Annotated in this window: 11 protein-coding genes; 3 read left to right on the forward strand and 8 right to left on the reverse strand. The window is 65.2% G+C overall.

Translation table 11 applies throughout. The features are described from left to right. Positions 1-35 precede the first annotated feature (35 nt). Positions 36-908: an NAD-dependent protein deacetylase gene (locus HHA01_RS12845; protein WP_141321333.1), complete on the reverse strand. Its 873-nt coding sequence runs from the start codon at positions 906-908 to the stop codon at positions 36-38. Between the two features lie 72 nt (positions 909-980). Here HHA01_RS12845 and HHA01_RS12850 point away from each other — a divergent pair, with 72 nt between their 5' ends. Continuing rightward, positions 981-1,907 carry a nuclease-related domain-containing protein gene (locus HHA01_RS12850; RefSeq protein WP_141321335.1) on the forward strand — a complete coding sequence of 309 codons (927 nt, stop codon included), beginning with the start codon at positions 981-983 and terminating at the stop codon, positions 1,905-1,907. On the opposite strand, the gene HHA01_RS12855 is transcribed toward HHA01_RS12850, so the two are convergent. Beyond that, on the reverse strand, positions 1,904-2,653 hold the full coding sequence (locus HHA01_RS12855) for a ribonuclease T2 family protein (protein ID WP_246053903.1): 750 nt from the start codon (positions 2,651-2,653) through the stop codon (positions 1,904-1,906). The two genes, HHA01_RS12850 and HHA01_RS12855, sit on opposite strands and share 4 nt — an antisense overlap. Positions 2,654-2,771: 118 nt before the next feature. On the opposite strand from HHA01_RS12855, the gene HHA01_RS12860 reads away from it, so the two are divergent. Beyond that, positions 2,772-3,581 (forward strand): ATP-grasp domain-containing protein, encoded by an 810-nt coding sequence (locus tag HHA01_RS12860; protein ID WP_141321339.1) that lies wholly within the window; start codon positions 2,772-2,774, stop codon positions 3,579-3,581. 15 nt (positions 3,582-3,596) lie between these two features. On the opposite strand, the gene HHA01_RS12865 is transcribed toward HHA01_RS12860, so the two are convergent. The 6 genes from HHA01_RS12865 to HHA01_RS12890 all read right to left on the reverse strand — a co-directional run bounded on the left by HHA01_RS12865 (position 3,597) and on the right by HHA01_RS12890 (position 10,200). After that, entirely contained in the window at positions 3,597-4,934 is a 1,338-nt protein-coding gene (locus HHA01_RS12865; protein ID WP_141321341.1) for a deoxyguanosinetriphosphate triphosphohydrolase, read from the reverse strand. 70 nt (positions 4,935-5,004) lie between these two features. Continuing rightward, positions 5,005-6,501, reverse strand: a complete 1,497-nt coding sequence (locus HHA01_RS12870; RefSeq protein WP_141321343.1) for a tripartite tricarboxylate transporter permease — start codon at positions 6,499-6,501, stop codon at positions 5,005-5,007. Positions 6,502-6,507: 6 nt separating this feature from the next. Further along, a complete protein-coding gene (locus tag HHA01_RS12875; protein ID WP_141321345.1) occupies positions 6,508-6,972 on the reverse strand; it encodes a tripartite tricarboxylate transporter TctB family protein in 465 nt (154 codons plus the stop codon). Continuing rightward, on the reverse strand, positions 6,969-7,967 hold the full coding sequence (locus HHA01_RS12880) for a Bug family tripartite tricarboxylate transporter substrate binding protein (protein WP_141321347.1): 999 nt from the start codon (positions 7,965-7,967) through the stop codon (positions 6,969-6,971). Before HHA01_RS12880 ends, HHA01_RS12875 begins: the two co-directional genes overlap by 4 nt. Positions 7,968-8,029: 62 nt before the next feature. Then, on the reverse strand, positions 8,030-9,235 hold the full coding sequence (locus HHA01_RS12885) for a CaiB/BaiF CoA transferase family protein (protein WP_141321349.1): 1,206 nt from the start codon (positions 9,233-9,235) through the stop codon (positions 8,030-8,032). Positions 9,236-9,237: 2 nt separating this feature from the next. Further along, complete coding sequence (locus tag HHA01_RS12890; RefSeq protein WP_141321351.1) at positions 9,238-10,200, reverse strand: hydroxymethylglutaryl-CoA lyase; 963 nt, start codon at positions 10,198-10,200, stop codon at positions 9,238-9,240. 434 nt (positions 10,201-10,634) lie between these two features. Here HHA01_RS12890 and HHA01_RS12895 point away from each other — a divergent pair, with 434 nt between their 5' ends. Beyond that, the gene (locus tag HHA01_RS12895) at positions 10,635-12,227 is read left to right on the forward strand and encodes a peptide MFS transporter (protein ID WP_141321353.1); all 1,593 of its coding nucleotides are present in this window, start codon (positions 10,635-10,637) and stop codon (positions 12,225-12,227) included. The last annotated feature ends 2 nt before the right edge of the window (positions 12,228-12,229 follow it).

A 12,229-nucleotide genomic window follows, 5' to 3' on the forward strand; every position in this document is an offset into this window, starting at 1 on the left:
CTTGGCCGTCGCTCGTGACTTTTGTAAACACCCTCTCAGGGGGCCGCCGCCCCCGGCGCGGCATCGAGCCGCTCCGCCAGCGCTGCCAGGCCGTCCTCGGCACTGGCGGACACCTTCACCGCGAACAACTCATCGGCTCGCGTGCGCCCCAGGTTGAGGCAGGCCAGGGGTTGTCCGGCCCGGGCGGCACGCCGCGCGAAGCGATAGCCGGAATAGACCATCAGCGACGAGCCGACCACCAGCAGGCCCGAGCTTTCATCCAGCAGCGCGAAGGCCTCCTCCACCGTGTGGCGCGGCACGCTGTCGCCGAAGAAGACCACATCCGGCTTCCAGATCCCTTCACTGCACCCGGTGCAGGCCGGTACCCGAAAGTCACTGAAATCCCGCTCCAGGTCGGCATCGCCATCCGGCGCGGCATGCGCCCCCAGCGCCAGCCACTGCGGATTGAGGGCTCCCAGCTCGTCATGCAGGTCCTGACGCGGGCGCGTCGCGCCACAGCTCATGCAACGCACCATATCGGCGCGCCCATGCAGGTCGATCACCCGCCGGGAGCCGGCACGCTGATGCAGCCCATCGACATTCTGGGTGATGATGCCGGCGACGCTGCCCTGCCCCTCCAGGCGCGCCAGGGCCTGATGAGCCGCATTGGGCTGCGCCTGGTTCAGGGTGCGGAAGCCGACCAGGGCACGCGCCCAGTAGCGCTGGCGAGCGGCGTGGGACGCCATGAATACCTGATGCTGCATGGGCGGGGAACGCTTCCAGTCGCCCTGGTCGTCACGGTAATCGGGGATGCCGCTGGCCGTGCTGATGCCCGCCCCCGTAAGCACCGTCAAGCGCGGCGTCTCCACCATGAAGGCCATCAGTGAGGCGATCGCGTCTTGCGCCATGTGAGTTCCCTGCTTGTCCATCGAGCTTCGAGCATGGCCTTGATGGGCCAGGATTGTCTAGAATGGAGCCCTCCCCATGGGCAAGGACTCTCGATGGCCTGGCTGGAATACCTGCTGCCGCTGATCTTTCTGTTCCCGCTCGCGGCCACGGCCGTGGTCGTGCTGGCCTTGCGCAACCTGCATGACGCCAGGGTCAGTTCGCCGTTCGATGCCCATCGCCTGCGCGAACCGGGCCAGTCACTGCGCGACCGGCTCGACCAGGCCTTCACCGGCCTGTTCCTCAACGGCGCCCTGGGCCCGATTATCACCATGGCGCCGCTGGTCTACGGCATGGGACGCATGCTCTTCGCCGATCAGCAGAACTGGCTGGAATGGAGCCTCTATGGCGCCCTCTCGACCCTGCTGGTGCTGGTCTTCTGCCTGCGCCTGATCCGCGACTTCCAGCGCATCCGGCGCCTCAAGCTGGGCCTGGCCTGCGAACTGGCCGTGGGCCAGGAACTGTCGCGACTGATCCGGCCGGAAGCCCATCCCTATTTCGTGTTTCATGACGTCAGCCTCGAACGCTCCACAGAGCGCGGCAACAGCCTGGACCATGTCGCGGTCACGCCGCACGGCGTCTTCGCCATCGAGACACGCGCCCGTACACCCGCCGTGCTGCCCTCCGGGGAAGACAACAATGTCGTGGTCGTGGAGAAGGAACGGCTACGCTTCCCCGGCTGGAAGGAGCGCCGAGCGCTGCGCGAGACACGGCACGCCACCCGCTCGCTGGCCCGCTGGCTGGAGCAGCAGATCGGCCAGTCGGTGCCGGTACAGGGCGTGCTGGTGCTTCCCGGCTGGCAGATCGAGCAGGCCGACAAGGCCGGCGACCTGCTGGTAGTCAGTGGTGAAGGCCTGGCCGATTATCTCGACCAGCCGTCCCCGAACCGACAAGCGGCCCGGGCATTCGACGACACGACCCACGACGCCATCATCCGCGTGTTGCGCCGACACGCGCTGTCGAACCCGGGCAAGGCGGCTTAAAAGGCCGCGATCTCGATCGTCGCCGGACAATCTCCCAGCCCCAGTTTCACCAGGCTCTCGGGGGCCGGGAAGTCCGTCAGGCGTTGCGCGTCGATACCGATGCGCACTTCGGTCAACAGCCGGTTGCCGTCTCCCCCGCACTCCAGGCGCAGGGCGCGCCCCTTGCCCTCGCCGAAGGCCGACTCGAAGGCATCGATCAGGTCATTGCGACGCACCTCACCGCCACGCTGGGTGACCACGAAGTCGGTGAAGACACTGGCGTTGACGGCCTCGACCAGGGCCACCGAGGTCTCGAACAGATCCTCGGCGGAGAGCCGCAGGCAGGAGGCGTGCTTGGCATACTGATAGCGCCCCAGGCAGCTCGCCCGCCCCGGCATGACCGCATCCAGTTGCGTATCCAGCGCCTCCGAAAGCCCCAGCGGCGGATGCTCACAGAAGCCGCCCGAGGTGCGTTCACGCTCGATGAAACAGCCCTTCCGCCACCAGTGCTGACGCTCGACCCCGCGCTCTTCCAGCTGGTGAGGCAGGGACGGCCAGAGCCCATGCAGCACGAAGCCGGCCTCGCTGCCACGCCGCAACCGCGCCTCGCGACACTCGCGCGGCGGGTCGTGCCGGGTGGCACAGAAGCCCGGATGCCAGGTCAGCGCCAGGGTGTAATGATCGAAGCCCCGGGCCTCGATCGGCGCCGCCTCGCCGGGCGTCTTGGCCAGGGCCGGCAGCGAGCCCAGCAGACTGATACCCAGCATCAGCGCCATCGCCAGGCGGCGCCGGCCCCCTGAGGGCCAGGCAGTGAATAGTGCTTGCCAGCGGCATCGGCGCGGATAATAATTCGCTCGCCCAGACGGAGATATAGATCTTCTATCCATGAATCTGATCACATTCGATGTTTTTCGCACCCTGGGCATCCCCGGTGTGCGTTATATCAAGCCCGACCACATGTTCGACCATCTCGAGGAAATCCGCCAGGCCGACTGGTTGCTGTTTCCCGAGTACTGGCAGCTCAACAGCCTGCTGTATGGCCTCGGCGCCCGCATCTTCCCGAGCCCGGCCAGCTACTACCTGGGCCACGACAAGGTCGAGCAGACACGCGCCTTCCTGGCCCTGTGCCCGGAGCATCTGCCCGCCACCGAGATCCTCGGCACCTCGCCGACCTCGCTGGACAAGGCCGAGGCCCGTTTCGGCTACCCCTTCATCGCCAAGCGCATCAAGAGCTCGATGGGCCAGGGCGTCAGCCTGATCGAGTCACGCCCGGCACTGCTGGCGCATGTCGCCGAAGAGAGCGTGCTCTACGCTCAGCAGCGCCTGCCCATCGACCGCGACCTGCGCATCGTCATCGTGGGAGGCGAGATGATTGCCGCCTACTGGCGCGTCACCCCGCTGGGCGGCTATCGCGCCAATGTCAGCCAGGGCGGTCATATCCAGGAGGGGGAGATTCCCGCGTCGGCCGTCGCGCTGGCCCAGCGCCTGGCGCGAGAACTCGGCATCGACCATGCCGGCTTCGACATCGCCATGCACGACGGCCAACCCTATATCCTCGAGTTCAACCGGTTGTTCGGCAACCAGGGCATCCGCGACAGCAGCAAGCGCATCGGCCGGGCCATCCAGCGCGTGCTGAGCGCCAGCGGCGCCGATCGTGATCCGGACGGCGAGCCGCCGCTGCGACTCAGCGCCTGAACCGCGGCCGGCCGCTCAGTCGCCCTTGAGGCGCCCGCCCATCTCCTGGGCCAGATCCACGGCATAGTGGTCGGTCATGCCACCGATGAAATCGAGCATGCGGCGATAGCTGTCGTACAGCGACCAGGAACGCAGCGGGGTGTTCTCGCCGATCAGCGCCAGCACCCGCTGGTGCTTGAAGTTGGAATGTCCGGTGTGATGCAGCTCGTGCGCGGCGCCGATGAAGGCCTCGAGCAGGATGCCCAGGGTCGTGTATGCACCGATCTCCAGTTTGGCCTTGCGCTCATTGCGGAAGATGCGCTCGCGGGCCAGGTCCTTGGCGGCCTTGACGCCCCAGTCCAGATCCGGGTGACAGAGCTCCAGCAGATCATGCTGCAGGGTACCGGCCAGCAGCTCGCCCTCGTGCTGCACGAAGACCTTGGTCACTTCCTTGACCGCCTGCTCCATGGCCGCGCCGCGCAGGGCGGCAATGCGCCGCCGCTGGGAGACGCCATCCTCGCGCATGGTGGCATAATCCGGCGGCTCGCCACCGGCAATCTGGGTCAGGATATCGGCCACTTCCTCGAAACGCAGGATGCCCATTTCCAGGCCATCCTCGAGATCCAGCAGCGCATAGCAGATATCATCGGCGGCCTCGACCAGCCAGGCCAGCGGATGCCGGCACCAGCGATTCTCGCCCTGGGGCAGCAGGCCGAGGCGGTCGGCCACCTCATTGAGCAACGGCAGTTCACTCTGGTAACAGCCGAACTTGCCCCGCGATCCGCCATGGTCCACCGCCCACGGGTACTTGAGCAGCGTGCCCAGGGTGGCGCCGGTCAAGCGCATGCCACCGCGAAACTGGTTGTACTCGATCTGGGTGACGATGCGAAAGCCCTGAGCATTGCCCTCATAGGTCAGCAGATCCTGGCGCTCCATGTCCGACAGGCCGTCGAGCAGGCCACTGCCATCCACGGCGGCCCGCTTGAACCAGTCGCGAATGGCATACTCGCCGGCATGGCCGAAGGGCGGATTGCCGATGTCATGGCCCAGACAGGCCGCCTGGACGATCACGCCCAGATCCGCCGGCGTGATGCCGGCAGGCAGCCGATGGTGCAGCTCCTCGCCGACACTCATGCCCAGTGAACGCCCCACGCAGCCCACTTCCAGGGAATGCGTCAAGCGGGTGTGAATATGATCGTTGTCGGTCAGCGGATGCACCTGGGTCTTGCGCCCCAGGCGGCGAAACGAACCGGCAAAGACAATGCGATCGTGATCCTTGTGAAACGGGCTACGGCCTGTCTCGCCACGTGCCACACCGCGCTCATCGTGCAGGCGGGCCGGATCGAGCAGGCGCTCCCAGGTCATCTGCGTCATGGAGCCTCCTTGAGGCCCCCATTCTGGCACCATGGTCCGGTCTCGCCCAGCCGTTGGCGCGGATTTTTGTCTATTCCAGGCGTTTCTTGATGACCATCGCATAGGCCAGGCCGGCCAGCAGCAGCGACACGGCAAACGCATAGATACCGATCGTGATGCCGCTGCTCCACAGGATGCTCCAGTCCCCCCCGGAGATCGACATGGCTCGCCGCAGGTTGAATTCCATTTGCCCGCCCAGCAACAACCCCAGCACGACCGGCACCGTGGGGATGTCCAGCTTGCGCAGCAGGTATCCGAGTACGCCGAAGGCCAGCATCATGTAGAGGTCGAAAGCGCTGTTGTTGAGCGAGAAGATGCCCACGAACGCCACCAGCGTCACCATCGGCATCAGGAACCAGGCCGGCGCCTGCAACATCTTGGCGAACAGCCCCACCAGCGGAATGTTCAGCACCAGCAGCATCAGGTTGCCGATGAACAGCGCCGCCACCAGTCCCCACACCATGTCCGGCTGCTGTTCGAACAGCAACGGGCCCGGCGTGATGTTCATCGACAACAACAAGGCCAGCAGGATCGCCGTGGTGCCACTGCCCGGGATACCCAGCGAGAGCATGGGAATCAGGGCACCGCCGGCCGCCGCATTGTTGCCCGCCTCCGGCGCCGCTACGCCGCGTGGATCACCGGTGCCGAACCGCCCCCGGGTGCCCCACCAGCGCTTCTCCAGCACATAGGCGAGAAAGCTGCCCAGCGAGGCCCCGGCACCGGGCAGAACACCGGAAATAAAGCCGATGATCGAACCACGCCCGATGGTCGGTGCACAGGCGATCGCACGGCGCATGCCGGGTACTGCCGAGCCGACCTTCAGCGAGGCAGTCGCCTGGTCAGGGTCGCGTTCGAGGAACAACAGACACTCGGACACCGCGAACAGGCCGACCAGCGCGACGATATAGTCGATGCCATCATAGAGTTCGTACCAGCCGAAGGTATAGCGCGCCACGCTGGTTGCCGGATCAATCCCCACCGTGCCCAGCAGCAGGCCCAGCGCCGCCGCGATGAAGCTCTTGGTGAAACTGCCGCTGGTTACCCCACCGATGGTCGCGAAGGCCAGCACGAAGAGCGCAAAGTACTCCGCCGGGCCGAAGCGAATGGCAACCTTGACCAACAGCGGCGCGAACAGCGTCAGCCCGATGGTCGCAATGATGGCACCGACGAAGGACGCCACCGCCGAAAGCCCCAGCGCCTCGCCGCCACGCCCGGCCTGGGCCATGGGGTAGCCGTCCAGGGTGGTCATCATGGCCGGTTCATCGCCGGGAATATTGAGCACGATGGAGCTGATGCGGCCACCATACATGCAACCGTAATAGACGCTGACCAGCAGAATCAGCGCCGCCGTGGGCTCGAGTCCAAAGTTGAAGGCCAACGGGATCAGCAGGGCCACCCCGTTGACCGGGCCCAGGCCCGGCAGGGCGCCGATCAGGGTACCGATAATGCAGCCGGCCATTGCCAACAGCAGATGCTGGGGCTGCAGTGCGACGGCAAACCCATGAACCAGAAAATCGAGAACATCCATAAAACGCTATACACCCAGGCCGGGCATGTCGGGCAGGGGAATCCCCAGCGCAAACTCGAACAGCAGGTACAACGACACCCCCAGCAGCACACCGTACGGCAGGGCTTGTCGCCAGTTGGCGCCGAATAGGCGCAACAAGAGCACGGCGGTTACCAGGGTCGTAGGCACAAAGCCCCAGGGCTCGATAAAGGCCGCATAGGTACCCAGCACCAGCAACACTCCGAGCTGGCGGCACAGTGATGCTCCGCTTGGCCAACGGTGATTGATGCCGGGACGAATCATCAGGTAAAGGGCCAGCAGCCCCAACGGCACGCTGACCAACTGCGGAAAGACACCGGGACCGACGGGCTGCATGAAGCCCGCCACAAAACTCTGCGCATGCCACCAGGCCCCCAGCGCCAATACCACCAGCACCGCCCCGGCGATGCGATCGCCTCGGGCGGCAGGTTCTACCGAAGTTTCATCGCTCACTGAATCACCCCGATCTCACGTGAAATGTCTTCCACGTCCTCAATGGACTGGCGGACAAAGTCACTGAACTCTTCTCCACCACGCCACAATGGAACCAGGCCGTTCTGTGCCGCCACTTCCTTCCATTCCTCGCTGTCGTAAAGCGACTTCAAGGTGTCGACCATGGCGTTGTAGTCGTCATCCGAGACCTCACCCCCGGTGTAGAAGCCACGCCAGTTATAGCCCGTCACGTCATAGCCCTGGGCCACCGCCGTCGGCAGCTCCTCGAACGGCTCGGGCAACGGTTCCTCGGACAACACTGCCAGGACACGGACATCGCCGGACTCGATAAACCCGGCGATTTCTCCCAGATCGGTGGACACGGCATCCACATGGCCACCCATCATCTGCGTCACGGCCGGGCCACCACCATCGAACTGCACCCAGCGCATCGCCCCGATCTGATCACCAGGCAGGCCCGCCGCCTTGGCCAGGCGCAGGGCACGAATATGATCCCAGCCACCTGCCCCACTGGACCCGGCCATGGCCACCGAGGACGGCTCTTCCACGATATCGTTCAGCAGCTGATCCAGGGTTTCGTAGGGGCTGTCATCATCGACCAGGATTACCCCCACATCGGTGCCCAGCATGGCCAGCCAACGCATCGCATCGGCGCCGTCCGGATAACGCCCCTGGGCGATCTGAGTCACCCCGACCGTGCTGGTGGCTACTATGAGGTTGCTATCATCGGGCCGCTTACTGGCCACGTTGGAGAACGCCACGGCGCCCACGCCCCCCGGCATGTTGGTAACCTGGACGCTGTCCTCCACCAGCTCCAGTTCACGCATCAGCTTGCCCACCGAACGGCAGGTGAAGTCCCAGCCACCACCCGGGGCGGCGGGCGCGATGCATTCATCGATGGGCAGCGCCTGACTCGGCAGGCTGACGACAAGCCCCAGGCCCAGCAGTGCGGAGGCGCCCAGGCGGGGAATGATCTTGGTAAGTTGAGTCGACATCGTTGTGCTCCTTGTTGTTGTCATCAGTCATTACTATGTCTTGCAGTTATGCCAGTTATTGCTCATATAACGCCCTTGTCCCTCAATGCCTGCTGGACGGCGTCATCCAGCCCCAGATCGTCGAGCAGACTCGCGGTATGCTCGCCGAGCCGGGGCACCGGAAAGTGCAAGGCGGCCGGCGCTTCGCTCATCTTCACCGGAAAACCGGTGGTCGGCACCTGACCATGTTCTCCCTGATCGAGCTGCAGCATCATCTGCTGGGCCACCACCTGGGGGTCCTCGAAGGTCTCCTGGAGATCCTGGACGCGCCCGCAGGGCACGCCGGCTTCATTGAAGTGGGCGATCCACTCCTCGACGCTGCGCTGTGAAATGACCTGGTTGAGCAGCTCGCGCAACGGCTCGCGGTTGGCCATGCGCTGGCGGTTGTCGGCGAAGCGTTCTTCCTCCAGCAGCTCCTGCATGTTCAGGGCACCGAGGAAACGCTCGACCATGATGTCATTGCTCGGCGCAATGGCGACCTCACCGTCGCTGGCCTGGAAGAGCCCGTAGGGATACAGCATGGGATGGTCGTTGCCGGTGCGCCCGGGCACCTCGCCGGTAGCGAAGTACTCCGCCGCCAGGTAGCCCATCATGCTGATCAACCCATTGGTCAGAGCCGTCTCGACGATCTCGCCCTGCCCGGTTCGCGCGCGTCGCACCAGGGCCGCACTGATGCCGAAGGCCAGGTTCTGGCTGGCCACCATGTCACTGATCGGCGGCGCCGCGCGCATGGGCTCACCGCCCGGCGGCCCGTTGACGCCCATGAAGCCGCTCATGGCCTGAGCGATGAAGTCGTAGGCCGGTCGGTCACGATAGGGGCCGATGGAGCCGAAGCCATTGATGCGCCCCACCACCAGATGGGGAAAGCGCTCGCGCAGGGTGGCGTCATCCAGCCCCATTTTGGCCATGACCCCCGGGCGGAAGTTTTCCACCAGCACATCGGCGTCATCCAGCAGGCGGCACAGGATCTCCCTGCCCGCCTCCTGACGCAGATCCAGCGTCAGCGAGCGCTTGTTGCGATTGAACTGGGCGAAGTACCAGCTGAAGCCGTTCACCATGTTGCCCTGGGAGCGCACGATGTCGCCCCGACCGGGCGGCTCGACCTTGATGACCTCGGCACCATGGTCGCCCAGCATCTGGGTACAGAAGGGCCCGGAAATCACCCGGGTCAGGTCGATCACGCGGATGCCCTCGAGGGCGCCTCCGGACTGGGACGGTGAATTCGACATCATCATCCTCGTGCAGTGGGAACGGCGGAAGCATCATGCAGCGCCAGGCGCGGCCCCGCCCGGGATACCTGGGCCGGCAGCGTCCGCCCCATCAGGCGCGTGGCGACACCGCCGGCCTCTATCATGCCGTCGAGGCTCAGGCCGCTGTCGATGCCCATTTCGTCGAGCAGGTAGACCAGGTCCTCGCTGGCGATGTTGCCCGAGGCGCCGGGCGCAAAGGGGCAACCGCCCAGCCCGCCGATGGCGCTCTCGTAGTCCTCGACGCCCAGCGCCAGCCCCTGCATGACATTGGCCAGCCCGATGCCGCGGGTATTATGAAAATGCAGGGCCGGCACGACCTCGGGAACCACCTCGCGCAGGTGCTGAACCCGCTCGCTTACCAGCGGCGGCGTCGCCATGCCGGTGGTATCGCCCAGCGCGATGCGTCGAATACCCAGCCCGGCCATGTCGCGGGCGATGCGCCCCACCTGCTCGACCGGCACATCGCCCTCGAAGGGGCAGCCGAAGCCGGTGGCGATGGCGCCACGCAATTCGATGCCGCTGCCCTCAAGGCGGCGCGCCACCGTCGCGAAGCCGGCCAGCGACTCGGCTACCGACGCATTGACGTTGCGGGCATTGTGCGTCTCGGAGGCGGAGACAAACAGCACCACGGCATCGACGCCCGCCGCCAGGGCGCGTTCGGCGCCACGCACATTGGGCACCAGCGCCGAGAGATGCACATCAGCGCGACGCGCGCGCACCGCCGCCACCAGCTCACTGGCATCACTCAGCGCCGGCACCGCTCTGGGACTCACGAAGGAGGTCAGCTCGAAGGTCGTGACACCGGCCGCCAGCAGGGATTCGACCAGTGCGAGCTTGTCGGCCGTGCTCAGCACGACCGGCTCGTTCTGCAGGCCGTCGCGCAGCCCGACCTCGGTGATCCGGACGCGCGACGGAACATTCTCCACTCTTTCGATATCAGCCATGAAGCCTCCTGCTTACCCAGAGCAGCCTCCCGATGCCCGACAAGGATCATCCAGGGATTCCACCTGACGACGCACATAGCAGCATGCGCCCGTTGAGTGACGATTCAACGACTATAAACAGCCGCTCGCACCAGTCATATGCCCCTTTTGTTGGGTGGCACACGGCTGCCTGGAGCCCCACTCGGACGGAAGGAAGGCATTTCGAGACAACATATCGCCAACCATATATTTCGCTCGCTAAACAAATTCTCTAAAATCCCACGCCACGGCGCTACTGGCAGGGCCGACTGTCACTGCCATGCGCATCATGTCGTTTATTTATCCAAACGCATTCCTCTCCCGCTCAGCCCCCGGGTTGGTCCCGCCGACCGCCGCTTTCTGGACCGGGCTCTGGGCTGGGGAGCAGTGTGCGCATCATCACAAGGCACGGTTTCATGCACCCGACCTCCTCGACACAGGACAGCTCGTCTCGACACGATACGACTTTCCTGGGCCACCCCCGCCCCTTGGGACCACTATTCTTCACCGAGATGTGGGAGCGTTTCTCCTACTACGGCATTCGCCCGCTACTGGTGCTGTTCATGGCCGCCAGCCTCATCGATGGCGGCCTGGGGTTCGACGAGAAAACCGCATCGGCCATCGTTGGCCTCTACGGCGGCGCCATTTATCTCGCCGCCCTGCCCGGCGGCTGGCTGGCCGACAACTGGCTCGGGCAGCGCCGAGCGGTATGGTACGGCTCGGTACTGATCGCTCTGGGCCACCTGGCAATCGCACTGTCGGCCCTTTTCGGGGCTCCCGCCTTCTTCGTCGGCCTGATCCTGATCGTACTCGGCTCGGGGCTGTTCAAGACCTGCATCTCGGTGATGGTGGGCGGCCTCTACGACGAAGGCGACGTGCGCCGTGACGGCGGCTTCGCCATCTTCTACATGGGCATCAACATCGGTGCCCTGGTGGCACCGCTACTCAGTGGCGTGTTGTTGGAAAGCCAAGGCTGGCACTGGGGCTTTGGCATCGGTGGGCTGGGCATGCTGGCCGCCCTGCTGATCTTTCGCCTGTGGGCAATCCCCGCCATGCGGCGCGCCGATATCGAGCGCGGCCGCGACGCCACCTGGGACGCCCCCACTCAACGCCGCCGCCATGTCGGCACCTGGGTTGCCGGCTGCATGGCACTGCTCGCCGGTCTGGTGGTGTTGACCACCAGCGGCGTCATCCATATCGACGCCCGCGCTCTGGCCGGCACAATGACCACGGTGCTGATCGTGGTGGCACTGGGCTTCTATGCCTACCTGATGTTGCTCAGCGGCCTGAACGGCGATGAACGGATCCGAGTCACCATCTGCTTCGTGCTGATCGCGGCGGCGGCTTTCTTCTGGGCTGCCTTCGAGCAGCAGCCCACCTCCTACAATCTGTTCGCTTCGAACTACACCGACCGCGGCTTGCTCGGCTGGGAGATTCCCACCGTCTGGTTCCAGTCCCTGAACCCCATCTTCATCGTCCTGCTCGGCCCGCTGTTTGGCTGGCTTTGGCCGGCTTTAGGGCGCCGCCACCTGGAGCCCGGCAGCCCGATGAAATTCGTCTTCGGACTGCTGTTGGCCGCCGGCGGCTTCGGCCTGATGGTGCTGGCCGCCCAGCGGGTTCTCGACGGCCCTGGCCTGGTCTCGCCATTGTGGATTATCGCCAGTATGCTGCTGCTGACACTCGGCGAGCTGTGTCTGAGCCCGGTTGGGCTGTCCACCATGTCCGGCCTCTCGCCGCGGCGCACCCAGGGCCAGTTGATGGGCCTGTGGTTCACCGGCTCAGCGCTTGGCAACCTGGTCGCTGGTCTGATCGGCGGCCACGTCAATCCCGAAGAGGTCCAGCAATTGCCCGAGCTGTTCGGTCGCTCAGCCATCGCTCTGGTGATTTTCGCCGCCGTACTGTTGTTGCTCGTGCCGGTGTTCAAGCGCATGCTCGGACACCATCGCCTCATCGACCCGTCGGCGGCCCATCGCGCCAACGACGACGCCACCTACCAAACGGGAGCCTGAGC

Origin of the sequence: Halomonas halmophila (genome assembly GCF_006540005.1) — a bacterium.
Classification (GTDB): Bacteria; Pseudomonadota; Gammaproteobacteria; order Pseudomonadales; family Halomonadaceae; genus Halomonas; species Halomonas halmophila.